Annotated in this window: 37 protein-coding genes and 1 pseudogene; all 38 read right to left on the minus strand. The window is 43.0% G+C overall.

Features of this window, described 5'->3' with window-relative positions:
* A pseudogene (locus tag DXC57_RS07285) lies at nucleotides 1-752 on the minus strand (IS200/IS605 family accessory protein TnpB-related protein); the annotation flags it as partial.
* Between the two features lie 206 nt (nucleotides 753-958).
* A complete protein-coding gene (gene tnpA, locus DXC57_RS07290) occupies nucleotides 959-1390 on the minus strand; it encodes an IS200/IS605 family transposase (RefSeq protein ID WP_118652164.1) in 432 nt (143 codons plus the stop codon).
* A gap of 288 nt (nucleotides 1391-1678) precedes the next feature.
* The gene (locus DXC57_RS07295) at nucleotides 1679-2242 is read right to left on the minus strand and encodes a hypothetical protein (RefSeq protein ID WP_118651805.1); all 564 of its coding nucleotides are present in this window, start codon (nucleotides 2240-2242) and stop codon (nucleotides 1679-1681) included.
* 234 nt (nucleotides 2243-2476) lie between these two features.
* Nucleotides 2477-2749 (minus strand): hypothetical protein, encoded by a 273-nt coding sequence (locus DXC57_RS07305; protein WP_118651809.1) that lies wholly within the window; start codon nucleotides 2747-2749, stop codon nucleotides 2477-2479.
* Nucleotides 2750-3036: 287 nt separating this feature from the next.
* Nucleotides 3037-3450, minus strand: coding sequence for a single-stranded DNA-binding protein (locus DXC57_RS07315; protein WP_118651813.1), 414 nt, complete (start codon nucleotides 3448-3450; stop codon nucleotides 3037-3039).
* Nucleotides 3451-3468: 18 nt separating this feature from the next.
* On the minus strand, nucleotides 3469-4110 hold the full coding sequence (locus tag DXC57_RS07320; protein WP_118651815.1) for a hypothetical protein: 642 nt from the start codon (nucleotides 4108-4110) through the stop codon (nucleotides 3469-3471).
* Between the two features lie 11 nt (nucleotides 4111-4121).
* Nucleotides 4122-4643, minus strand: a complete 522-nt coding sequence (locus tag DXC57_RS15460; RefSeq protein WP_118651817.1) for a helix-turn-helix transcriptional regulator — start codon at nucleotides 4641-4643, stop codon at nucleotides 4122-4124.
* Between the two features lie 3 nt (nucleotides 4644-4646).
* Nucleotides 4647-4985 (minus strand): hypothetical protein, encoded by a 339-nt coding sequence (locus DXC57_RS07330; protein ID WP_118651819.1) that lies wholly within the window; start codon nucleotides 4983-4985, stop codon nucleotides 4647-4649.
* 112 nt (nucleotides 4986-5097) lie between these two features.
* On the minus strand, nucleotides 5098-5685 hold the full coding sequence (locus DXC57_RS07335; RefSeq protein ID WP_118651821.1) for a hypothetical protein: 588 nt from the start codon (nucleotides 5683-5685) through the stop codon (nucleotides 5098-5100).
* Between the two features lie 66 nt (nucleotides 5686-5751).
* Nucleotides 5752-6618 (minus strand): DUF6273 domain-containing protein, encoded by an 867-nt coding sequence (locus DXC57_RS07340; RefSeq protein WP_118651823.1) that lies wholly within the window; start codon nucleotides 6616-6618, stop codon nucleotides 5752-5754.
* A 16-nt stretch (nucleotides 6619-6634) separates the two neighbouring features.
* Nucleotides 6635-6922 (minus strand): hypothetical protein, encoded by a 288-nt coding sequence (locus DXC57_RS07345; RefSeq protein WP_118651825.1) that lies wholly within the window; start codon nucleotides 6920-6922, stop codon nucleotides 6635-6637.
* Nucleotides 6891-7160: a hypothetical protein gene (locus tag DXC57_RS07350; RefSeq protein WP_118651827.1), complete on the minus strand. Its 270-nt coding sequence runs from the start codon at nucleotides 7158-7160 to the stop codon at nucleotides 6891-6893. The genes DXC57_RS07345 and DXC57_RS07350 overlap by 32 nt, the downstream gene beginning before the upstream one ends.
* Before the next feature lie 14 nt (nucleotides 7161-7174).
* Complete coding sequence (locus DXC57_RS07355) at nucleotides 7175-8098, minus strand: hypothetical protein (protein ID WP_118651829.1); 924 nt, start codon at nucleotides 8096-8098, stop codon at nucleotides 7175-7177.
* Nucleotides 8098-8355 carry a hypothetical protein gene (locus tag DXC57_RS07360; RefSeq protein ID WP_118651831.1) on the minus strand — a complete coding sequence of 86 codons (258 nt, stop codon included), beginning with the start codon at nucleotides 8353-8355 and terminating at the stop codon, nucleotides 8098-8100. The genes DXC57_RS07355 and DXC57_RS07360 overlap by 1 nt, the downstream gene beginning before the upstream one ends.
* A gap of 17 nt (nucleotides 8356-8372) precedes the next feature.
* On the minus strand, nucleotides 8373-8606 hold the full coding sequence (locus DXC57_RS07365; protein WP_118651833.1) for a hypothetical protein: 234 nt from the start codon (nucleotides 8604-8606) through the stop codon (nucleotides 8373-8375).
* Nucleotides 8607-8716: 110 nt separating this feature from the next.
* Nucleotides 8717-9037: a helix-turn-helix transcriptional regulator gene (locus DXC57_RS07370; RefSeq protein WP_118651835.1), complete on the minus strand. Its 321-nt coding sequence runs from the start codon at nucleotides 9035-9037 to the stop codon at nucleotides 8717-8719.
* Nucleotides 9038-9040: 3 nt separating this feature from the next.
* Complete coding sequence (locus DXC57_RS07375) at nucleotides 9041-9412, minus strand: hypothetical protein (protein ID WP_118651837.1); 372 nt, start codon at nucleotides 9410-9412, stop codon at nucleotides 9041-9043.
* Nucleotides 9412-9711 carry a hypothetical protein gene (locus DXC57_RS07380; protein WP_118651839.1) on the minus strand — a complete coding sequence of 100 codons (300 nt, stop codon included), beginning with the start codon at nucleotides 9709-9711 and terminating at the stop codon, nucleotides 9412-9414. Before DXC57_RS07380 ends, DXC57_RS07375 begins: the two co-directional genes overlap by 1 nt.
* A gap of 1 nt (nucleotide 9712) precedes the next feature.
* Entirely contained in the window at nucleotides 9713-10261 is a 549-nt protein-coding gene (locus DXC57_RS07385; RefSeq protein WP_118651841.1) for a hypothetical protein, read from the minus strand.
* Between the two features lie 239 nt (nucleotides 10262-10500).
* Nucleotides 10501-11013, minus strand: a complete 513-nt coding sequence (locus DXC57_RS07395; RefSeq protein ID WP_118651843.1) for a hypothetical protein — start codon at nucleotides 11011-11013, stop codon at nucleotides 10501-10503.
* A 116-nt stretch (nucleotides 11014-11129) separates the two neighbouring features.
* Entirely contained in the window at nucleotides 11130-11408 is a 279-nt protein-coding gene (locus tag DXC57_RS07400) for a DUF6291 domain-containing protein (protein ID WP_118651845.1), read from the minus strand.
* A gap of 12 nt (nucleotides 11409-11420) precedes the next feature.
* Nucleotides 11421-11657: a hypothetical protein gene (locus DXC57_RS07405; RefSeq protein ID WP_147354083.1), complete on the minus strand. Its 237-nt coding sequence runs from the start codon at nucleotides 11655-11657 to the stop codon at nucleotides 11421-11423.
* Entirely contained in the window at nucleotides 11635-11907 is a 273-nt protein-coding gene (locus DXC57_RS07410; protein WP_118651849.1) for a hypothetical protein, read from the minus strand. The genes DXC57_RS07405 and DXC57_RS07410 overlap by 23 nt, the downstream gene beginning before the upstream one ends.
* 19 nt (nucleotides 11908-11926) lie before the next feature.
* Nucleotides 11927-12103, minus strand: a complete 177-nt coding sequence (locus DXC57_RS15465) for a hypothetical protein (RefSeq protein WP_182436809.1) — start codon at nucleotides 12101-12103, stop codon at nucleotides 11927-11929.
* The gene (locus tag DXC57_RS15590) at nucleotides 12096-12770 is read right to left on the minus strand and encodes a hypothetical protein (RefSeq protein WP_118651851.1); all 675 of its coding nucleotides are present in this window, start codon (nucleotides 12768-12770) and stop codon (nucleotides 12096-12098) included. The genes DXC57_RS15465 and DXC57_RS15590 overlap by 8 nt, the downstream gene beginning before the upstream one ends.
* A gap of 50 nt (nucleotides 12771-12820) precedes the next feature.
* The gene (locus tag DXC57_RS07420; protein WP_118651853.1) at nucleotides 12821-13135 is read right to left on the minus strand and encodes a hypothetical protein; all 315 of its coding nucleotides are present in this window, start codon (nucleotides 13133-13135) and stop codon (nucleotides 12821-12823) included.
* 14 nt (nucleotides 13136-13149) lie between these two features.
* The gene (locus DXC57_RS07425) at nucleotides 13150-13605 is read right to left on the minus strand and encodes a hypothetical protein (RefSeq protein ID WP_147354084.1); all 456 of its coding nucleotides are present in this window, start codon (nucleotides 13603-13605) and stop codon (nucleotides 13150-13152) included.
* 148 nt (nucleotides 13606-13753) lie between these two features.
* A complete protein-coding gene (locus DXC57_RS15475; RefSeq protein WP_182436807.1) occupies nucleotides 13754-13912 on the minus strand; it encodes a hypothetical protein in 159 nt (52 codons plus the stop codon).
* A 490-nt stretch (nucleotides 13913-14402) separates the two neighbouring features.
* On the minus strand, nucleotides 14403-15335 hold the full coding sequence (locus tag DXC57_RS07430) for a hypothetical protein (RefSeq protein ID WP_118651857.1): 933 nt from the start codon (nucleotides 15333-15335) through the stop codon (nucleotides 14403-14405).
* A gap of 126 nt (nucleotides 15336-15461) precedes the next feature.
* The gene (locus DXC57_RS07435; protein WP_118651859.1) at nucleotides 15462-16970 is read right to left on the minus strand and encodes a phage tail tip lysozyme; all 1509 of its coding nucleotides are present in this window, start codon (nucleotides 16968-16970) and stop codon (nucleotides 15462-15464) included.
* Between the two features lie 18 nt (nucleotides 16971-16988).
* A complete protein-coding gene (locus tag DXC57_RS07440; protein WP_118651860.1) occupies nucleotides 16989-17348 on the minus strand; it encodes a phage holin in 360 nt (119 codons plus the stop codon).
* Complete coding sequence (locus DXC57_RS07445) at nucleotides 17345-17695, minus strand: hypothetical protein (protein ID WP_118651861.1); 351 nt, start codon at nucleotides 17693-17695, stop codon at nucleotides 17345-17347. The genes DXC57_RS07440 and DXC57_RS07445 overlap by 4 nt, the downstream gene beginning before the upstream one ends.
* 14 nt (nucleotides 17696-17709) lie before the next feature.
* Complete coding sequence (locus DXC57_RS07450; RefSeq protein WP_118651862.1) at nucleotides 17710-18063, minus strand: serine/threonine protein kinase; 354 nt, start codon at nucleotides 18061-18063, stop codon at nucleotides 17710-17712.
* Between the two features lie 20 nt (nucleotides 18064-18083).
* Complete coding sequence (locus tag DXC57_RS07455; protein ID WP_118651864.1) at nucleotides 18084-18353, minus strand: hypothetical protein; 270 nt, start codon at nucleotides 18351-18353, stop codon at nucleotides 18084-18086.
* 51 nt (nucleotides 18354-18404) lie between these two features.
* Nucleotides 18405-18584: an XkdX family protein gene (locus DXC57_RS07460; RefSeq protein ID WP_243101367.1), complete on the minus strand. Its 180-nt coding sequence runs from the start codon at nucleotides 18582-18584 to the stop codon at nucleotides 18405-18407.
* Entirely contained in the window at nucleotides 18577-18744 is a 168-nt protein-coding gene (locus tag DXC57_RS15480) for a hypothetical protein (RefSeq protein ID WP_182436806.1), read from the minus strand. The genes DXC57_RS07460 and DXC57_RS15480 overlap by 8 nt, the downstream gene beginning before the upstream one ends.
* Complete coding sequence (locus DXC57_RS07465; protein WP_118651866.1) at nucleotides 18734-19855, minus strand: RNA-directed DNA polymerase; 1122 nt, start codon at nucleotides 19853-19855, stop codon at nucleotides 18734-18736. Before DXC57_RS07465 ends, DXC57_RS15480 begins: the two co-directional genes overlap by 11 nt.
* A 252-nt stretch (nucleotides 19856-20107) precedes the next feature.
* Nucleotides 20108-20533, minus strand: a complete 426-nt coding sequence (locus DXC57_RS07470) for a hypothetical protein (RefSeq protein WP_118651868.1) — start codon at nucleotides 20531-20533, stop codon at nucleotides 20108-20110.
* Between the last annotated feature and the right edge of the window lie 34 nt (nucleotides 20534-20567).

A 20567-nucleotide genomic window follows, 5' to 3' on the forward strand; every position in this document is an offset into this window, starting at 1 on the left:
TTCTGAATATCCCGCTTTCTCCATAAATGAAGCTTTTGTTTCTTTTTTCCGGATATTTTTCCCTGCATTTCCAGATACTCAAACACAATTACACCTGCCTGATACTCTGCGGCATATTTCGTGATCTCCGCAGCTATTTTGCGGGACAGCTCCATATTCAGCCTTTTTGCATAATCCCATCGGCTTTGGACCTGTCTGGAGGAATGTTCCCTCTGAAAACGGCGGATTCTGCCAAGCACATGATACAAATGGTCTTTATCACTGGAGAAATTTATAAATTTACGTCCCAGGATAGTGCCATCTGCACGCATGATGCTGCAGACCGCATCCGTATTGATTCCTAAATCAACGCTGCATATCACCTGCTCTTTTACATCTGTTTTTGATAAGCTTACTTCCTCTGTGTATGAAAACCGAAGGAAATATTTATGATGTTTCCTTTCCAAAGTAGGGGCAGATGCCTTTTTACCACTCCATTTTTTTCGCAGATATTCCATATCGGTATGAAGTAATTTTACCTGAAACCACTTCCACTCCCGCCCATCAAACAGCTTTAAATGTGCCGCATCTTCTCCCGGTTCTGCTTCCTTATACATGACATCCCGATAAAATACCGGCATCGCATGATTTTCACAGACCAGCTTCGGTTTTCCTCTCAGTTCTCCCTTTTCCCACAAACTAAGGCGTGTCTGATAGGAGGACACGGCTCCAAGTGCGTGTTGAATCGCCGCTCTTCTCAGATAAGATGGCATCTTAGGGAAATGACGGTCAAACAGAAATCTGGCATGATTCTTTTTTGTCTCATGTACCAGATGTTCCGCTTCATTAAAGCGTTTTTGTGGATTTCTGATTTCTGAAAGTTCTTCCCAGGTCTCTGCATACACCGGAATCAGATAGGAAACTGCCTTCCGAAAAATATCCAGCGTAGAGCGGAGCGGTATATTCTTTTTTTTAATTTCTACTCCATAGCTGGATACAATCTAATGTATGCCACTACCTGATCCCTGCTTCGGTCACTTACGGTGACTGCACAATACGATGGATTCCACAAATGTCCTCCCCACAGCTCCTGTTTTAATTCCGGATGCGAAAGAAACAACTGACGTGCCAGATTCCCCTTCATAATCTTTATCATGTCTGATATAAAAAATTGCGGTTTGCAATCCAGAAGTAAATGAATATGATCTGGCATAACCTCCATCGCCAGAATCTTAAATTTGTATTCCTCCGCAAGCCCATACAACATTTTTTTACATTCTGCGTCTATCCCATTTTTCAGGACCTGTTTTCGATATTTCGTGCACCAGACAAGATGATATTGCAAAGAATACACATATCCTCTACCATATGAAAGTGTATTTCTCTTAATAGTAAATATATCTTTTTCCATGTTTATATTATACCATATGCCCCCACACTTGGCAAACGCTAGTTCTGTATCTTGATAAAAAATTTGGCGCACCTAACTCATCACTAAAGTAACGAGAACGCGGTGTGCCGTTTTTCAAACATTTTTCGAAATAAAAAGACCCATAGCCTTTCACTATGAGTCTTTTTCATACATCCCTTTTCTCTACTGGATAAACATAGCATCCCCGAACCTTTAGGAATGTAGCCGAAATGTTACATTTGTCAGTATATCATATATATAGGAAGTAATCCAGTTCTTTTTTCTGTACTATTCCTCATAAATAAATCCGTTGTCTGTAAGGTATATGTATCCGTATGGTTCCGCTATGCATCCATCCGTATCCAGTTTCCCATATACGGCACAAGCATAATATGAGCCGGCATGAACTATCCCGGTGCCATCTCCACATTTAATTACGAACCATCTGTATCCGCTGTTCCTCACAACCTCTTCGGCGAACGCTCTGTACTCCTCCTCTGATATTCCCTTTAAGGTGTCTTTGTCAACCTCAATGTATGCCATCAAGCTATCGCCTACTATTTTGGATTGCAACTCTGCATCAATCAGTGGATTCCCTGTTTCATTTTTCCCCGGTATGATAACGCTTTCCGGAACTTCCTGCGCACTTTCTTGAGTTTTTGAATCGCTTTCCTGGGTTTTGCATACATTTTCTTCGATTTTGATAACATTTTTTGTATTTTCCTGCGTGATTCCATATTTCTGCGCTATCATCTGTTTTCTTTTTTCGGCACTATTCTTGCTTATAGCAAAGGCGGCACATACAAGTACCGCCACAATTACAAGAACCGCCATTGCTCTTGCTTTCTTCATTCTCTCTGCTCCTTTTAAGCTAATATTTTGTAATTTTGGATATGTGATACCCGGAACAAACACGTTTTGCATACTCCATAATCATCTGTCAAGAAGTAATAGTTCTTCGGCAAATACAGGTTCGGGTCGTTCCGATATCGTTCATCTCCCGATTTTCTTAAATATCCCTCGTATTCTGCTCCGTCGAATAGTCTGACCTTTATTCTTCGTCCCAGGTTTTCTTCCAGTGCCTTTCTATTCATCCTGCGCCTCCTGTATTGTTTCTCCTCTGGCATACGCATTGAAAGCATCCTCAAGCCCTATTTTTTCTATCACAACCATCAGACCATATGTAAGTTTTACTAAATCGAACGCTTTTATATTCAACCGTTCTACGCTTAAATCGTCACTGCCGTTTTTCAGGTCTACACAGCATCCTTGCTGAATTTCTTTCGTGCTCCCATCGTCATACGTTACCGTAATCCCTGCAACTTCCTTGTCTTTTTCCTTGATTGTATAATCGTCCATCGTTATTCCTCCTGCCTATTTATCCTTTTATTTTTTTCGGTAAACTTTTTTCCTACGCTCCCTGCCTCTCTTGCACTTTATCGGGCAATCAGGCATTCGCCTTTTGTCAGCCTCCCCGGTATCTAGCCGAACTTCACTTCCGGTTATATAGCATCCAGCAAATTCTACATCCGCCATTGGAGCCGTCCAAAAAGGACACCATGTGCATGATTCAGGCAGATGCTCCGCCTTAATTTTGAAACCGAATTTTTCATAATTTGCAAGCATTGATATTTCTCCTCATAATTCTAATTGAACGGTAAGCCGGTATCATCATCTGGGACGCTCATAAAACCATCGCCATTCGGAGTTGGCATCTGACCGGTTCCCTGTGCTTCGCTACTTCCTTTGCTCTCTGCGAACTCCTGCTCCTCCACTGTTATTTCAGTGGTATATATTTTCTGACCATCCTTGTTTGTATAACTTCCTGTTGTGATTCTTCCAGAAATAACAACTTTTGTTCCTTTTCTGAAATACTTCTCGGCAAACTCCGCCTGTTTTCCAAACACTACGCAAGGGATGAAATCTGCTGTTTGTTCTCCCTCTCTTTTGAATTTTCTGTCTACCGCAATAGTGTATCTTGCTACTGCTGTATTGTTCCCCTGCGAATATCTAACTTCCGGGTCGCGCGTAAGGCGGCCTATCTCGATTGCTTTATTCATTTTTAGCCTCTCTTTCTTTTACCAGCAACTAACTGATGCACCATATTTCCGAGCCAGCTTGCGGCTATAACCTTTAGTACCCCCCCCGATTGTAATATAGGCTGTTCTTCTGCTGTTCATCTTTACATCTACAGGACTACCGCAAGTAAAGCATTTATAAGTAAATTCCGCAGTATTCATATTTGTCATGTACTTAAATTCATTGCCACACTTGCATTTCGTATAAAGCGGTTTAAGGTTTACCAGTTCCGTTTCTTTGCCACATTCACATTTATAGGACTTGATTTTTTCTTTTGCACAGAATCCTTTTTCCTTTCCGCATTTATCGCATTTGATATACAGGAACCCTTTGTATCCGTCAGGATGTTCCATATCCTGCGGCTCTTCGGTTTTCTCTGGTTCTTTCTTCCATCCAGTACCAAACAGGCTGTCATTCCGGCTGTGAGGCTTTTCCTGCATTCTTTTCACAAATTCTTGTGCTGTGATACTTTCCTTGATTTCCTCTTCCTTTTCAGCTTTGATACCAGTATTATCCTCAACACCGTCAATCGCTTTGATTTTATTATGGAATCTCATGGCGTTATTAAGAAGTGACATTGTATCCGCATCGTCCATCTGAAATGTATTTTCTCCATATCCACTAATAATTTTAACTTCCATCTTTTTTCTCCTTACTGTCTGTTTTTCTGCAAATCGTAAATAATTCCATTTACCGTATCAACCCACCGTTCCAGTTCTTTCCAGTCTTTCTGTTCCCCTGCAAAAGGTCCAAGGAGCAGTAGCCTCTCAGATGCAGATAATCCACTCGACTTAAACTTCTTTTCATTTTTCAGCAAATACTCTTCACATTTTCTGTAAGTCTCCTCATCAAATGGCTTTCTTTCATGCTCATATGCACTGTATTCAGCCGGACTGCAACCGGCAATCTTTGACATTTCCATCATCGATATTTTTGCGTCTTTCCGTAATGCTGCTATGTACCCTGCGTACATTCTTTTTCGGCTGTTCAGATTCTGGATTCTGAATCTTTCCTGCATGGCTTTTGTTTCTGTAACCTTAATCAGTTGCCGTACTTCGCATTTCTCATTCTCGCAATCATGTACAAAGCCGCTTTTTCCGTTTTCTCCATCCCAAAACCCGACAACGTGTTTGGTCGGTTCATTGCATCTTTCACATTTTGTATTTAACAGCATTTCCTAGTCCTCCCTCGGCTTATTCAAAACATCCAGATGCTTTATCAAGCATTGCACGCATCCTATCTGCTGAAATCCTGGTTTGCATACCATTTCCACCGGTATAGGGCAACTATGAGCATTTGAGATAATGTATTCTGCAAGAGCTTTTTCTCCGGCTTTCGCCTTTTTCAATCTCTTGTCCGCCGCATCCAGGCGATTATCTACATGACCTATGAAATCTACCATTATCCGCATGGTTTCTTTGCAATATTCTTCGTTGATTCGGTATTCCTCATGTGTGAAATCATGCAGGAATAGGTCTATTCGCCGTTTCAACTCATTTTTATTTTTTATATCCATCTTTTCTGTGCCTCCTGTATTTTACAGAACACTTGCGGCAGCAATATTTCTTTCCTGGAATATCCGTCTGAAATATCTTCCTGCAATACAAGCACTTTCTTTCCTCCATCTTCTAGCCTCCACTCATATCGAATAGGTCAAATAACGTAAGCTGTCCGGTAGGCAGTACCTTTTCTTTTGGAATCTCTTTCAGGTATTCCTCAATCTGTTTGCGACAATATTTAAAACTGTCCTGGTATCTTTCCGGGCGTTCGTGCCGCCTCATTCCGACATAATCATTCCCATTGATAAAACTCTGCAATCCTGTAATATATCCCATGACCGCACCGATATGGCACTGTTCTTTTTGCCTTTCGTTCAACTTCCCAAGATTCTGCATGATAAAAATATAATTTTCATCTGCCTTATAAACCAAGAGAGAGCTTTTAGCATTTTCCCTGATTTCATCCATCCTCGCCATATAATAATTGTCTACCTGCGGCGGTGTTTCTCTGAAATATTCTTTCGGGTAGTCCTTTTCTTCCAACTCCTCCTGGCACTTCCGCTTGTCATATATGATGTGGTTCCGCACAATGTTCATGTTGAAGCCATCTTCATATAATGGGTCGCTGCCTCCATGCGTGTTGAGATATTCCCATCTTTGAAAATCTTTCTGCAAATTTTCCTGCAATTCCTCTGCTCTCGTCCTTTTCTTCGCCATTCTGCGCCTCTTTTCTATCCCCTCCCCGGCATCCATGGGTGCCGGGATGAGAAGATTGATAGATTTCTATGCAATGGTACAAGCCGGAGCGCAGCGATTAGCCCAGCTCGCGTAGTAGTTGGTGACGTTACCATCGGAGTACACATACCACGTAGAGTACGAGTAGCCCCGATTAGCCGAGCGGGTCCAGTGTCGGCAGGTGTTGCCATCCTCTGTGAATTTCACTCTGTTCGCCTTATTTTCATAAAATTCGTATGGTGTTTCCTCCGGGTCGAACTCCTCTTTTGAGAGTAGGAAAAACAAATCTTCTGTCTGTTCTCCATTGCTGTTGTTTTTCTTCACTTTTGCCAGGTAAGGAATGAGGTCTGCAAATCTTTCTTTGAACTCATCACTCTGTAAATATTCTCTCAGCTCGGAATCCGCCCATACATTACTGCCGTAATCTCCTTTTGTATCGAACTCTCTCGCCTCAATCGCTACATGAGCCTGGATTGTCATGCTATGGTCAAGCGTTTTGTCCGCAAGTTCCTCCACATCAAAGCCGATAACATCGTATGGAACCTCTTTTCCGTCAAACATAATCCAGATTGTATCTCCAACCGAAACATGGTTCTGGATTTCTCCGTTTCTGATAAGTGCTCTTAATTCATCCAGCGTAAATGTTTTCTTGTATTTATGTGTGATGTTCAGCTCTTTTCCGGTATCTTTTGACTTTTCATGCTCCTGGTCCGAATCCACACCAGGCATGGCGCAGTTGCAAAATGGATGCAACGGTTCTGCGCATACTGCCTCTGCTAATTTCTGTGCCGTTTCGTTTACTCTTCCTGCCGCAAATTCCAGAAACGCATCTCTTTCCCTCTTGATAAACTTCTTGCTGCCTACTGCCTCCATACGGAATCCGTATGCACTTAATCTGATTGAATTGATACTCATTCTTTTTGTCCTCCTGTTATTCGATATGTTTTGTTTCTCCTGCAAAGCAATTTCCGCAGAACCGGTATATGCCTTTCTCCACCCTTTCAAAAGTCGGGAAAGTGTCACGCTCCGTTCCCATCTCATCGTCCATCACTCTGCTGTATGGCGCACCCACCTGCAAGTATCCATCTCTGTATATTCTTGGTGTTGTGACATCCATAAAATATATGAATACGCTTTCATCCACCAGGTCACCCGGTTTCGCATAATCATACCAGCTATATTGGCAATTACCGTTTGCCTCTCTTTCCCAGTCTTTCATGGTCTTGAGCTTTCTCCGATGCATTTTCAGCCGCCTTTCTGTATTCACTTACTATGTAGCTGTCCGCATGGAATCCGTTCAGGATATTAACTGCCTGTAATTCCGTTATTCCGCATCGGTTCTGTAACTCAATTCTTAATTCTCTTCGCTCCCTTATGTCCTGCCCTGCTGTGTCCGGCAGAGCTTTTGCACGTTTCCGGTATTCTTCTACAATCGCCCTTGTCAAAAGTTCTGCCATACCTCTGTTACCTCCTATACGCCCGAAGCAGACGTTTTCTGTAATTCTGTGATAACTTCTTTCAAAGCATATTTGCCATTCGTTGTAAGCTGCCTCTGCCAGCATCCATTCTTCGGTGACCATCTGAAACCATGTTTTTTTACAATATCCCTTGTTTCTTCATCCGGTTTTCCATCAAAGAAAAGCTGTAATCTCATAAGGTCTGTATTTTCTACCACTTTGAAGAAATCGTTCCCTGTTTCCTTAGTTCCTGCCTCTTTTGCCTTTTTCAGTCTTTCCAGTCTTGCCTTGGTATTTTTGATTTTTGCATTATTGTTTGAAAGCTGATACCCTGCGAATGGTGCATCGCTCAAATGCCAACTTTCTGACATAGCCTTTTTCAATTCTTCCTGCTGTGAAACGGAAAGTTCCGGGCATCCCTCGACTGTTTTGTGCTTTCTCCAATATGCATTGACCGCTTTCATTCTGTCCTGAAGCTCTGTAAGGCTTTCCAGCTTTTCCTCCAACATCTCAATGGCCTGTGCGTCCCCGGATAAAATCGGCTGGTTCATTGTGAGCAGATTTGTAATCTTCTTTGCATAGGATTCCAGGCTGTTCCACTCCTGCATGAGTGAATCCCTGCGGCTGTTCTGCTTGTTCTTTTTCTTAACCGGGAAGTTACCGGCTCCAGAAATCAGAACTGACGGACAGCTCGCTTCGTTTCTGTAGTAGGAATTGTAGTATTCCGCCAGCTTTTTGCTGTATCTCCCTGCCATTCTCTCTGCCTTTTCAGCAAGGTTCGGTCTCTTCTGTTTGATTTTCTCAACAACCGCATAGACACTCTCCACTCGCTTGCGGTATTCCTCTGTTGCGCTGCCCTGCTTATAATCACTCATTGAATTGGCATCGTTGGCGGCTCTTGCCATATCCTCGCTGATTGTATAGAACTGAATCTCCATTATTCGTCCTCCTCCATTTTTAAGATTGTTCTGTGCTCATATTTCATCGTTGCCTGTGAATCTTTGAACTTTGAAAGCTCCCAATCTGAATTGTAAGGATGGAAGTTAAGGTATCCATCACTGCCAACTGATATGCTCGCTGACATTTCCTCGCCATTCCCTTTTAATGCCTCCTGAATTGCTTTCAGGTGCGGATATACTGCTTTGCATAATTCCTCGAACTGTTTCTCTGTCATTTCAATTTTTTCTTTGCTCATTTTTGTGAGTTCCTTTCTTATTCTGCTGTTGCGTGGAAGAACATTCTTTCCACTTCCTCTGCTCCCTCTTCCGCATCCATGATACCGGCTGCCATCTCATTCAGGATTGAGCCAACATACAATGCCTGTAATGCTTTTCCTGTCTGAATCAAAATCATCTGTACGCCGTTGTTTTCCTTGGCTGTAGCGGTTGCCCCTGTTCCATATAACCTGTTTTCGACTGCATTCATAAGCTCTTTGAATAATCCCATCTTCATTCCTCCTTGTGTTGTAACTCACTATATTGAGTTGTTTGAGTATATACTAACACGTAGTAGGTAGGTGTCAATACCTTTATTAACAAAATCTCAATTTTTTGAGTTTACTTTTCAGGTGGTACTATTTCGAGAGAATATCCCATAGAATTTATGACGTGCTCAATAATTATGAATCTTGCAGAATCATCCTCTGTATCAGCCGCTATATCTTCCAGCTTTGTTATATCCGGCTTTCCATCCTGCGTCAGTTTAATTTCAAAACCAAGACCGTCCGCAATTTTTTTGATTGTTCCATAGGTTGGTGATACTCCCACATTCAGTTTGTACCACAGATTCTGCCTGGTCCATCCGATACGTTTTGCCGCCTCCTCGTATGTGATACCATTATCGAGCATATACTGCTTGAATTTTTCTATAATATCCACTGCCTACACCTCCACAAAATTGAATTTTGGATGTTTCTTTCGCTCCTCGCATTTCTGGAACCACTCCTGCACCTTTTCTGCACAGAAATCTTTCCCGGCTGTATATTTCCCACTCGAAAAAATAATGCCACTTTCACTGTCAATTTCGTGAATCCAGTACACATATCCCCCATAATTCGGTCGTACTGAAATTTCATACCACTTTCCGAATCTATCGGTCGGAAATGTCAAGAAATCGCATCCCGGCTTTTTGGTGTAGTCAAGCTGCATCTGGTCGAATATCCAATCTGCCAATTCGTCCAGATTTTCAAACGTCTTGTCGAACGCTTTCTGGTTATAATCGTTATAATACTTTACGATTTTTGCTGTTATCATTACGCACATTCCTCCTGGTATTTATATTTTATGCCCTGCATATTCTCTTCCCATTTGGCAGACTCGGGCGTTAATTTTACGAACTGTTCTACAATCTCTAACAGTTCATCTTCGTCCAGTTCCACCATCGGGCAGCCGTATTTGCTTTCCAACTCTTCCTGCTCCTCATCCAGGAACAGATAGTCCTCTCTCAATGGCGGCGGCTCTTCATCATCCCACTGGCTCCGCCTGCGTGGTGGGTTTTCAAATTCTTCTCGCCTGCGCTCCCAGTATTCGTCCTCATCCGGTATATTCCACACTTTAGTCCTCCTTGAGATTCCCCAGGATTTCATCTGCCCTTTGCATAATCTCTGCAAATTTATTGTTTGCCTCTTCCATCTCCTGGCGTTTTTTCTCTCTTGCCTTGTAAAATTCTTCATTTTTCAGCTCATCTTCCCACCCATTTATGAACTGTCGAACCTCCCGGACATTATTAAACCCGCATTCGTTTTCATAGTCATTTCTGGCTGTGAAGATAACGTATTTCTTTTCCCTGCGCTTATCATCAATGGCAACTCCGAAATACAACTCATCTCTCTGCTCCTCATCAAGAGGCTCGAATCTTACATCATCATAAAGTGGCCCGACCATCGGGCAATTATTTTTGAACCACACCCGGTAGTTATCCAGTATGTAATCGCTTGTGATACCTTTCAGAATCCCCCAGATTTTCGCCAATCTTCCTGCAAGTGCCTTATCATCGCAAAACCAGTCATACCAGCCTGCCTCAATCTGTGTTTCTCTGTCTTTCGCAAGGAAATCTCCCTTGCGGTATCTCTCGCAAAACTGTCTTAATGTCATATCTGCCATAGCTGTTCCTCCTATTGTTCATCGTTTGTGCTCATCGCCTTGTGCTCCACTCTCCGGCGTTCAGACCTTGCTTTCTTTTTCAAGTTCCTTTTCCATCTTTTGATTGTCTGTGCTTTTGTATGATTCCGAGAAAAATCGTAATCATCCAGAATGTATCTCCCTCCGCTTTCTCTTTCTCCGTATGCGTGCATCTTTCTCCGGCTCACGCTTCTGCCCTCCCTCCATTCTGTATCTGCCTCTTAATCGAGGCAGACTTCCTGTGAAATTGTGTACTGTTCTTTTAATTTATCGAACGCTTTATTGGTTACTCGGTATTCGTTCCAGCCTACCCGGTAATGCCCCGGTGTGCAGAAATCCTTATCCGTATATTTTTTCAGGAATGTAATTCCCCGGCCTTTGATTTCCAGTGGCGTATCAATAAACCAATGACCGCCATAATATCCCCGGCTCGCCTCCATCTGGCAATCAGGCTTTGCGCCTCCCATCTCCGGCGTATACTGATACACCCCAGGTTCGGTTGCCTCCTGCGACTCCTGCTTTTCTGGCTGTGTCAGCTCCAGGCGTTTTCCTCTGCCAATCCTGCGAAGAGTGTACATCTCTTTTTCAGAAATATATCCTTTCTGAAAAAGCTGTTCTACGCTTTCAAGATAGAAATTGCAGGATTCTAAAGAATCGCAAATCTCAAATAACTGAATCAGATTGTTATAACCGTTGCTATGTTGTACCGGAAACTGGATAATCTGTGCTGCCATGATTTTGACCTCCTACTCACTTTTGTGTGTTTCATAACTCGTTCTTATGAGTTTAATATAACACGTAGTAGGTAGGTGTCAATACCTTTATTTACAAAAAGCTCAAAAAATGAGTTTTATTTCTTTTCCTTGCTTTCCTCTGGATTTTTCTTCGGTCTGCCTCCAAGTTTTCCTCTTTCCTGCTGTTTCCGGCAGTATTCTTTTCTTGCCTCGGTTTCCATATCCATTTTTGTCCGAATGAATATAAATGCCATATCCGCCGCCGCACTCAAGTCTTTTGGTTCTTCGCCCCTCCATCTGTAAATCATAAGCGCTTTGAAGAGTGTCCCCATATCTCTATCGCTCAACGTCATTACCGGCTCTGCAATATCAGGGTGTAGAATTAAATCCTCCATGCCTCACGCCTCCTATCTGCCTTTCTTGATTCTATCTGCCTTTGTTTCTGTTGCCTCGCTTTGAAGAAATTTCTTTATTCCCTCTCTGCAATACTGTCCTGTGTACGGATTCGGACACGCTCGCTCGCCAGCTTCATGTGCAATCGCATCATCATAAATACAGTACGCGCATTTCTTGAATGCCCCTCTCAATATTGCACTTGCTATCGCATCATCGCTTGCACTGTTAAGCATTTCCCTTACTGTCATAGCTCCCTGTACCTCCTGTTCTGAATAAATCACACGCCATCATAAAGCCTGCGATGAATCCCTGCTTTTCTCTGCTATCTCCATACTGGACCATACTGTCCCATATATCGCCCTGCAATTTCATAAGGCTGTTATCTGCTTTGCTGCATATATTTCTAAACTGGCGAATCGCCTCCTGCTCCTCTCCGCTTTCTGCGCTCTCCATGCGCTCATCGACATATGCCTGATACAGTAAATCAATCGTTCTCACTTTCCGCCCTCCTGTTCCGTTATCCTAAGTAATCGTACCTTGTGTGCCAGTGGTATTGGTAAAATCCATTGGCAGGGTTAATCCCCTCGTACCGTTCTCGCCATTCTTTCAACATTTCCCGATATGTAAACAGCTCTCCTGTTTCTTTATTCCGGTACAGTTTCGCCGGCTGTTCGCCGGTATTTTCTTTATCCATCCTGCTCGCCTCCCTCTTCCGGTAAATACTCAACTTTAATGTGAGCCGCCATGAAGCAATCAGGTTCTCCGTCAAATTCGTTGCCTGCGGATGAGTTGAGCGTATCTCCTCTTTCCTCGCAGCACTCTCTCGGACTGCAACAGTCTGTATTCTTCCAGAGCTTTCCGTTTTCATCCTCATACACGTACCGTCCCCAATCATCCCTGCCGATATATTTCAGATGCAATGTTTTAATCTTTACAGCAGCCAATTCATAATTGATAACATCAAAATGTCCGAGCGGCTTTTTGTATTCGATATAGCCCCATGCCTGGCAGCCTACTTCCTCAACAAACTTTTTATTGTCGAAGTTCTCAATCTCCAGGACTTCGTTATTTTTTGGCTTCGGGTATCCTCCCGGCATGATTGGACGCTGTGTGCTGTAATACCTGTACCCTGCCGGGGAGATTTTCTTTTCTTTCGCATCAGGGTAATGTGCTATGACATCCTGTTTCGCATCCTCTATTGTTTTGAATGGTCCTGTCCCTGCGGCTCCTTTTCCCTTGTCCTCATCATAAAGAAAATGATTGTGGTATCCATCAACGTCCTGGACTATTGCGATATGATTCACGTATCCATCATCCATATGCAGTGCTGAATGAAACATTGCTACAATATTCGCCATCATTTGTATGTCCTCACTTTCTGCCCTCGTACCCTCCGGGGCGGGTAACTGTTTTATAATTCAAATGCCATTGCTGCATCTTTCTCCGATGCTCCCTGTTCCATGCAGGCGTTGTATCTCATCAACTGCCGTTCCTCTTTAATCTCCCTGATTCTCTTTAAGGTTGGCCAGTCCACCAATGCGCCCACGCAATACGCCTTTTCCATAAGCTCCTCGACTTCGCTGATTCTTTCCTGGACCTCATCCCACTGCTCGTCTGTATATGTGTGTGCCGGTGCCTCCTGCATGTCAATTTCGATGCATTTCAGCTTATCGTGCATCGAATACAGGTTGAAATGTTCGCTCTCGTTTACTCTGTACTTTTTCATCAGCTCTGCTCCTCCTAAAACATAGTATCAAGAATCCTCTGGATAAGTTTTTCGCTTTCCTCAACCAACTGTTTGTTATGTCTGTTGTCCTGCACAGCCTGCTTAAATTCTGCGCTATCCGGATTGTCCGCAAATTCAACAATTTTTCTGGCGGATTCTTCTGTTCTTCTTATCGCCTCCGTCTTGCTATCAATAAGAATAGCTTTTATTGCGCCAGCCTCTTCCAACGTGAGAACTTTCTGTTCAAGTTCTTCGACAGTTCTCTTCTCTGCTTCATAATCTTTCACTGCACTTTCGTACATTTCTTTATATTTTGCTGCCTCTGCCGCCGAACTTTCGGCTCTCTGTTTCATGCTGCATCCGAAATCATTTTCAATGTTTCCCTCGGCAATTTCAAAGCATCCCTCAAATGCCATGCTGATATAGCTATCCTCTCCAAGGTCTGTCACGATTTTTTTGATTTTTTCCAACGCTTTCCGTTCCTGCTCTTTGGTTGCTGCCATCTCTATGTCCTCCTGCATTCCGCTCTTGATTTCTTCCACCGCCCTGCTATAATAAAAGGGTAAGGCTTGGCGGTGGCAGGAACCGCCTTACCCTTATTACGGATTGGAAACCCTCTTACTTACCAGGTGTCGGGGTTTCCTTTTTTAATACCTCAATTTTCTTTCGTATGATGCCTGCGGCATCTTCTCCGGTCTTTGCTTTCAGCTCCACGTTTTCTGCTAATGTTTCTAAAAATAAAATCAACTCTGTCTGTGTCATTTCAAATTCCTCCATGTACTCTTAACCTCCTGCCTTGGTTTATTCCAACTCGTTTTATTGAGTTGTTGACATTATAATAACACGTAGGTTAGTAGTGTCAATATGCTTATTTACAATTTTTGAAAAAGTTTTTGAGGTACAAATGAACATAAATATATTTATATATCTGTATCTTTATCTGTTTCTGTATCTGTATCGGGTTTTTTCGGTTCAGAAAATAACCGTTCGGTAATTCGGTTTTTATTTTAGAAATGAATCATCAGAAAATCCTTATTTTATGCGGCTTTCAAGGATTGTAAGAAAATAACCGTTCGGTTTTTCGGTTTTCTGTACTGGTGGTACAAATTTTGAAGTCCAGGTTTGAACCTGGTACAAACTCAAAAAATAAACCGAAATTTTCCGAACGCATAAAAAAATAACCGTTCGGTATCGGTCGGTTACCAAACGATTATTTTATCAACTCAATATTTTGTGGATAATGTGAATAACTATGGGGATAACTCTGTTATTGTATCTGCTCAATATCTCCATTATCAAGATAAACTATAAAATCCTGGAGGACTGTTCCACTGAACATCAGGTTAGCATCGTGCTCCTCTCCCTTTACATACTCATGGACCGTAACGAACAGGTTTCCGCTAAGATACTGTATCTTCGTTGTTGTATTATTATAAAAATTCACAATGCAGTGAATCTCATCATCGTTCGTAAATTTCCATTGGTAGTAATCTTTTGCGTATTCCACCATCTGCACATCCGCAGAAATGGCAGACACTCTCCACTTTCCAGTAACATCATTCCGCACTTTATCCCTGGAAAAGGTTGCATCTATATCGTGACAGCTCTTGTCACTGATTCCGTACATTCCATCCCGGTGTGGTACTTCCTGCGTTTCAGGCTCTTTGGATTCCTCCTGCGTGTCCTCTACCGCCGCAGGCTCTGTTGTTTCTTCCTGCTTTATCAATTCCCCTGTTGTGTAGTTATACGCATCCTTACCGGTTGTAGGATAATACAAATGTCCATTCTCGCTGTCAGTGATATAAACAACCGTCCAGTTATTATTCAGGTACTGGCATCTGACGATAAGGTTTTGTGCATCTGTGATAAGGTAAGCCTCCATATCGACAACACTTCCGGCTGTCTTGTAATTCCCCCAATAGCAATCAGAAACTTTCTTTACTCCAATCGACTGTAAAGCCGTTTCCAGAGCTTTGACCGCTCCATCCCCATCCGGGCATGATTCAGCCTGTTCTTGCGTTATTTTTGTGAATCCGTCCGGCATTTCTACCGTCGATGTCGGCTCTACTTCGCTACTTTCGCTTTCCGCTACGCTCTCGGTCTGCGAGGTATCAACATCCGTTGTACCCCCCCCCGAACATCCGTTCAGGGCAAGACCAGTTATGGCAAACGCCAATAATAAAAAATGTCTTTTTCTCATTCCTCTTAGACCTCCTGGCTTTTTCTACAGTCTACCATATATGCATAATATTTTCGAGTATAAAAAAAGAACCCCTCCACCACATTTTGTGTGATAGAGAGGTCCGTTCTCCTTATTTGTCAAGCATTAACAGCGTACAGAATATTCTGACTGTAACGAAAACCATCCTGCGCCAGATTTCAGCTTGCCCCATTTTACGCCATTTACAGTGCGTTCTTCCACTACTGTATATTTGTAATTCTTTTTCAAATATCCCAGTACCTTTGTTCCACTGGTTCCAGGATTGTCCCTGTATCTCAATCCATCAACTGTGATTTTTACCACATAGTTGCATGACGTTCCGGTATTTGCCGATGCCGGATATACCTTGTTTCCGTTGGAATCAAATACGCTATAACCCTTATTTTCGTCAGCACATTTTTTTGCGTTTTCCAGGCTCGTAAATGCACCTTTCTGACTCGCTGCATCAGCCCAGGTTTTACGCACTCTGTACATCTGCTTTGTCTGCGTTCCACCGGAAGTGCTGTTGCCGGTTCCTCCACCATTAAGGATGGATTTTACCATATTTTTGAATGCTACCCATTCAGCATTGTTACTTCCTGCCATCTGTGCCGGGCAATTCTTTCCTGTAACATCCCAGTGACGGAGTACATACTTGTCAACTTCGCCTGCACTGATGCCAAGCATTTTACAGATATACGCGCACAGATATGCGGCGTTCTGTTTAGTCTTTTCGGAAATCTTATAATTTCCGGCGGTACAGCACATCTCAATACCGATACTGTTTGCATTTCTGCAATATGCGTGTTTATATGTCTGCGCTCCACAATGCCATGCTACAGAATTTAACGGTACACTCTGGTAGATTTCCGTATCATCCACAAACAAATGGGCGGATGCATTTCTTCCGGCTCCACCGAAATAGTTTGCATTCGCCCTTGCTGTGTCCTTATTATTTCCTGTGTAATGCATAGTCACGTATGAAGCATCTCTGCTTGACCTGCTGCTGTAATTATCCAGGTTGCATCTCAAATCAGATTTGATTTTAATTCCATTGATAACGGCTGAAAGCCATCCTGTTGTAATCGTCTTTCCCATGATAGATGTTCCTCCTTTTCCAGACGCATATTTGTCATAAAATTTCTGTCCGCATTCGGCTCTTTCTTTTTGTACGGAACTTCCCTGGTTTGCCGGTTTTTCAAAATTAAGCAGTACGGCATTTGATGCCTGGGAAACGCTCGTTGCTGTTTTCAGCACGTTCAGCACAGATTTATAGCTGCTGCTCAATTCCTGTATAAGAAATTCGAGTTGCATTTCCAGGTCACCGATGGAGGCTCCCTTTTCCTGCGCATACTTCTGCAGGTTTTGTTTTCTGCTCCAATACGTCCACTGCGCAATGCCGTATCCTGCTTTGTCATGTACGAAATTCTGATAATCGCCATTGTCTACGGATGTTGTGTAGGTATCATCCGTAAATCCCAGTATTTTCTCGTAGGTATTCTGCAAGTTAATAGGGCTCAACCCACTTTCTCGGTCCAGATTTCCCATCAAACCTGCAACACCAAATGGATTAAGCCCCTTGCTTATCAGAAAATTCCAGATGCGCTCTTCATTGCTATTTCCTTTGAGCGACATGGTATCATCTCCTGTCTTTTATTCAGTTTTTGTTGTCTGTTCGTCTACTGCTTCGATTACGATTCCTGCGTTTTCCTCCATCTTCATCTGCTTGACAGCCGCTTCAATCAAAATGTTAAGCTGTTCATCAGTAATGGAAATATTCTTTGCTGTCAGCATTTCTTTTAGCAGGTCAGTAACAATAGCTTTTTTCTCGGCTCCACTCTTTGATGTGAGTACCTGCTGCGCGTATAGTACGGCCTGTGTAACCATCTTTTCGATGGCTGCCATCTTATCCTGCTCGATTCTGCTTTTAAGCCAAGGAATAACGTATCTGGCAATCACAGCCACGCAAACCATAATCAGTAACTTTAATGCTTCAAAAATAATGTCATTCATCCTCTGTTGTCCTCCACATTTTCTATGTTTTCATTTTCACTGTTACTGGTCCCCATATACCGGGAACCCTTGCCGCCAAAATCGTTGTATTTGAATATGTTTTCAACACCTGCTTTGACTATGTTCGCCCCCACCACAATTCGGAACGTTTCATTCGTTTCGCTTATAAGAGTATCTAGGTAGCTGAATTGCCCGGTTTCCTTTATCGCAACCACAATCACGACCAGGGAATACAGCCAGTTCAGCACATACAATACCGACAGGCAGTTCACAATCATTTTGGTATGCTCCCACATCCAAAGAATGGCGGCTTTACTTTTATTTTTAGTAACTCTTCTTTTCCTCACTCCGCAACCTCCAATCAGTAAAGTTGATGTAAAGCCTGGGAGTTCAGGAAATCTTTCTGTTCATGCTTCACTTTCTGAGCATAATCCAGGGCGGCGTGCATATCTCCATTGCATTTCGCATCAGGGATACGCTGTACCGCTTTTGCTGTGGCTTCTCCGAGCGCAAGCGAGGCATTTATGCAGTTGATGATGCACAGCTCGCCCTTTTCTCTCGCCTGTTCCCTCTCGTCCTGCTCTTTCTGCCTTTTCTTGCGTTCCTCCTTGTCCCGCTCCTCTCGCTTCTCCATGTGGTGTTCCAAGCACCAAAAGCAAAAACCTGTGATTGCCGATGGAATCCCTATGGCGATGGCTAATGAAAATAAATCCATTGTCCTATACTTCCTTTCTCTCACTCCAACAAATCCCGGTAGTCAGCCGGTGCGTCCTGCGGAGTAAGGTTGTAATCCTCAATTATTTTCTGAATAACAACACTGAAAATGGCATCCGTAAGCGCATCCTCGAAAGGACGGTACGAATGCCATATCAAATGGTTATGCAGGTTGAATAATTTTTCTTCATTCTCCTGCTCTTCTGTATTCAGATGTAATTCCCTTGCCGCATCCTCCAACCGGTCAAAGTTGTAATATTCTGACAAGGGCGGTATCGATATTTTATTCATAAGGCATTATGCCAGGTGGACTTCTGCAAAGCACCTGCTTTTTCCCTCCTCTTACTGGTATTCCTTTCCGGTAATCTCCGTATATTCTTCTGCTGTGATTCTCTTTTTCTTGACAGCATTTTTTACCATGGCGGCGTTCCAGAAACCGCTGTCATGGTAACCTTTGATGTCCTCAAATTTAGGACTGTGCTGTACTTCCTGCGCCTGTTCCATGTTCTGTGTATCACTCATCGTCTACGCCTCCCATTTCGTTTTTATCTTCTGTCGGAATATCAATATCTGCCATCATAGCCAGATAATCAATCGTGGCTGCCTGCTCTGCAACTGTTGCACGCAGGTTTTCATTCGCCCGGCTATCATAAATACTGCCGTCCATCTGCTTAATTCTCATTGTCAGTTACCTCCGTTTCTTGGTCATTCCATAAACTCTTGTAAAATTTGTCCATGCGGCGTATAAGGTGAAAGGAATTTCCTTTGCTCGCATGGCTCCTCCATGCTTGATAACAGTCATCTACTTTCGCCTTTGTGATTTCGCCTCTTTTGGCTTTCCTCACCAGCTTACGGAGCTTTCTGCGCCTTTCTTTGACTTTCTCCGAGCTGACTGTCATGATAACTTTTCCAGTATCCGTCAACCGATACTTGAATCCCAGGAATGTAAAGCCCTCTTTAATGCTGAATACTTTCGTTTTCTTCGAGTTGTACTCCATTCCCCTGCTTGCAAGGTATTTCTCATTTATCAATTTTAGGTTTTCCAGATATTCTTTTGATGGATGGAACAGTGTTGAATCATCCATATATCTGCCGTAATCCTCGGCTTCGGTCTGCTCCCTCATCATATGGTCGTACTCACTTAGAAATGTAATACCGGCTATCTGTATCATTTGGCTGCCAGGATTATATCCCACATCCCCTGCGTACTGTCCGTCAAGAACAGTTGCAGTCTGCTCATACAGCCAATCGTCCAGTTTATCCCGGAACAATTCTTTTGTAAGGTCATGCCTCATATTCGGGTAATATCCATGAATGTCGCATTGTAAACCATAGAAATCTGTGCCATATTTCCGGTACATCCTTTGCAGAAATATTTTCATTCTATCCCTTGCATCGTCCGTTCCCTTTCCTTTCTGGCAAGCCCAATTATCACGAATGAGCTGTTTTGTCATAATCGGGTATAGAGCGTTATCATTCAAACTCCGCTGATATACCCTATCCCGAAAGCAAGTACTTATTATGTCCCTGGGTTTCGGTGATGTTATCTTAAATTGTGTTGTCGGCCTTGCTTTATAGGTTCCCTTTTCAAGCTCTTCGCTCAATTTGTAAGTTTCCTCCATGCTGTTAAGCACATAATGAGCAACCGAACCTTTCCAGGTAACCCCTTTCTTACTTTTCATCATTGAATCGTACAAGGCATCGAAACCGATTATCTCTTCTCTATCCACGTAATTTGAATTATTGTCCATAACGTATATAGCAGTACCAGTCCTTTCAAGGGCTGACTGCATCGCTACAGTGGTGTTTTGCCATTCGGCAAGGATAAGAACTCCTTGTGTTAGATTGGTCGGAGCACCACCTCTGTGAGGCAGCCGTATGTCCTAAATACCACACAATCCGGAGCGCAGCGATTAGCCCAGTTCGCGTTGTTGTTGTTGACGTTACCATCGGAGTTCACATACCACGTATTGTTCGAGTTGCCCCGATTAGCCGAGCGCAGGCGGACGTTCTGCGTTTCAGTCCTCATCCCTGTATAATAAACACTATTTCCGTTGTTTTACGGCATAGCGTTCACTATCGCTTTCATTCCAGTTTCGTATCATTCCCCGGATTTTTAATACTTTACCAACCCAGTATTTGACACGCTTTGATTTCAGGTGAAACGAGGATTTTGCGATGCCTATGAGTGCTAAAAGCCTGTTGCAATTTCTTGCGGCTCTTAACTGTAGACGGCTCCTCTCCTCCCAGTTGCTATCGCCACGTTTCTGTACTCTGATATTGTTTGCGTCCCATGAATCTATGTAAATATTCTTTGCGGTTTCCACAATATCGTCCGTAACGCAGCCTTTATATTCTGGAAGAAATATTTTCTCATTTCTTGTAATCTGGAGCGTATATGTCACAAGGTCCAACTCGTGCATGAATACGTCCATCTTACATGGTCGTCTTTCTCCCTCTGGTACTGCCATCTTGATTCCTCCTTTCAAAAAATATCCCGGCATC

This window comes from Clostridium sp. TF06-15AC (genome assembly GCF_003481165.1).
GTDB lineage: Bacteria > Bacillota > Clostridia > Lachnospirales > Lachnospiraceae > Otoolea > Otoolea fessa.

Bases quoted from the DNA above. Each gene is read 5' to 3' on its own strand.
- DXC57_RS07355 (WP_118651829.1), bottom strand. From the start codon at position 8,098: ATGGAGATTCAGTTCTATACAATCAGCGAGGATATGGCAAGAGCCGCC.
- DXC57_RS07305 (WP_118651809.1), bottom strand. From the start codon at position 2,749: ATGGACGATTATACAATCAAGGAAAAAGACAAGGAAGTTGCAGGGATT.
- DXC57_RS07365 (WP_118651833.1), bottom strand. From the start codon at position 8,606: ATGGGATTATTCAAAGAGCTTATGAATGCAGTCGAAAACAGGTTATAT.
- DXC57_RS07295 (WP_118651805.1), bottom strand. From the start codon at position 2,242: ATGAAGAAAGCAAGAGCAATGGCGGTTCTTGTAATTGTGGCGGTACTT.
- DXC57_RS07330 (WP_118651819.1), bottom strand. From the start codon at position 4,985: ATGGATATAAAAAATAAAAATGAGTTGAAACGGCGAATAGACCTATTC.
- DXC57_RS07450 (WP_118651862.1), bottom strand. From the start codon at position 18,063: ATGGATTTATTTTCATTAGCCATCGCCATAGGGATTCCATCGGCAATC.
- DXC57_RS07440 (WP_118651860.1), bottom strand. From the start codon at position 17,348: ATGAATGACATTATTTTTGAAGCATTAAAGTTACTGATTATGGTTTGC.
- DXC57_RS07350 (WP_118651827.1), bottom strand. From the start codon at position 7,160: ATGGCAGAACTTTTGACAAGGGCGATTGTAGAAGAATACCGGAAACGT.
- DXC57_RS07345 (WP_118651825.1), bottom strand. From the start codon at position 6,922: ATGAAAGACTGGGAAAGAGAGGCAAACGGTAATTGCCAATATAGCTGG.
- DXC57_RS07320 (WP_118651815.1), bottom strand. From the start codon at position 4,110: ATGGAAGTTAAAATTATTAGTGGATATGGAGAAAATACATTTCAGATG.
- DXC57_RS07340 (WP_118651823.1), bottom strand. From the start codon at position 6,618: ATGAGTATCAATTCAATCAGATTAAGTGCATACGGATTCCGTATGGAG.
- DXC57_RS07405 (WP_147354083.1), bottom strand. From the start codon at position 11,657: ATGACAGTAAGGGAAATGCTTAACAGTGCAAGCGATGATGCGATAGCA.
- DXC57_RS07435 (WP_118651859.1), bottom strand. From the start codon at position 16,970: ATGTCGCTCAAAGGAAATAGCAATGAAGAGCGCATCTGGAATTTTCTG.
- DXC57_RS07385 (WP_118651841.1), bottom strand. From the start codon at position 10,261: ATGGCAGATATGACATTAAGACAGTTTTGCGAGAGATACCGCAAGGGA.
- DXC57_RS15465 (WP_182436809.1), bottom strand. From the start codon at position 12,103: ATGGATAAAGAAAATACCGGCGAACAGCCGGCGAAACTGTACCGGAAT.
- DXC57_RS07360 (WP_118651831.1), bottom strand. From the start codon at position 8,355: ATGAGCAAAGAAAAAATTGAAATGACAGAGAAACAGTTCGAGGAATTA.
- DXC57_RS07335 (WP_118651821.1), bottom strand. From the start codon at position 5,685: ATGGCGAAGAAAAGGACGAGAGCAGAGGAATTGCAGGAAAATTTGCAG.
- DXC57_RS07430 (WP_118651857.1), bottom strand. From the start codon at position 15,335: ATGAGAAAAAGACATTTTTTATTATTGGCGTTTGCCATAACTGGTCTT.
- DXC57_RS15590 (WP_118651851.1), bottom strand. From the start codon at position 12,770: ATGATGGCGAATATTGTAGCAATGTTTCATTCAGCACTGCATATGGAT.
- DXC57_RS07455 (WP_118651864.1), bottom strand. From the start codon at position 18,353: ATGAATAAAATATCGATACCGCCCTTGTCAGAATATTACAACTTTGAC.
- DXC57_RS07400 (WP_118651845.1), bottom strand. From the start codon at position 11,408: ATGGAGGATTTAATTCTACACCCTGATATTGCAGAGCCGGTAATGACG.
- DXC57_RS15480 (WP_182436806.1), bottom strand. From the start codon at position 18,744: ATGAGAATTAAGCAGATGGACGGCAGTATTTATGATAGCCGGGCGAAT.
- tnpA (WP_118652164.1), bottom strand. From the start codon at position 1,390: ATGGAAAAAGATATATTTACTATTAAGAGAAATACACTTTCATATGGT.
- DXC57_RS07470 (WP_118651868.1), bottom strand. From the start codon at position 20,533: ATGGCAGTACCAGAGGGAGAAAGACGACCATGTAAGATGGACGTATTC.
- DXC57_RS15475 (WP_182436807.1), bottom strand. From the start codon at position 13,912: ATGGAGGAATTTGAAATGACACAGACAGAGTTGATTTTATTTTTAGAA.
- DXC57_RS15460 (WP_118651817.1), bottom strand. From the start codon at position 4,643: ATGCTGTTAAATACAAAATGTGAAAGATGCAATGAACCGACCAAACAC.
- DXC57_RS07315 (WP_118651813.1), bottom strand. From the start codon at position 3,450: ATGAATAAAGCAATCGAGATAGGCCGCCTTACGCGCGACCCGGAAGTT.
- DXC57_RS07465 (WP_118651866.1), bottom strand. From the start codon at position 19,855: ATGCAGTCAGCCCTTGAAAGGACTGGTACTGCTATATACGTTATGGAC.
- DXC57_RS07395 (WP_118651843.1), bottom strand. From the start codon at position 11,013: ATGGCAGCACAGATTATCCAGTTTCCGGTACAACATAGCAACGGTTAT.
- DXC57_RS07420 (WP_118651853.1), bottom strand. From the start codon at position 13,135: ATGAAAAAGTACAGAGTAAACGAGAGCGAACATTTCAACCTGTATTCG.
- DXC57_RS07460 (WP_243101367.1), bottom strand. From the start codon at position 18,584: ATGAGTGATACACAGAACATGGAACAGGCGCAGGAAGTACAGCACAGT.
- DXC57_RS07375 (WP_118651837.1), bottom strand. From the start codon at position 9,412: ATGATAACAGCAAAAATCGTAAAGTATTATAACGATTATAACCAGAAA.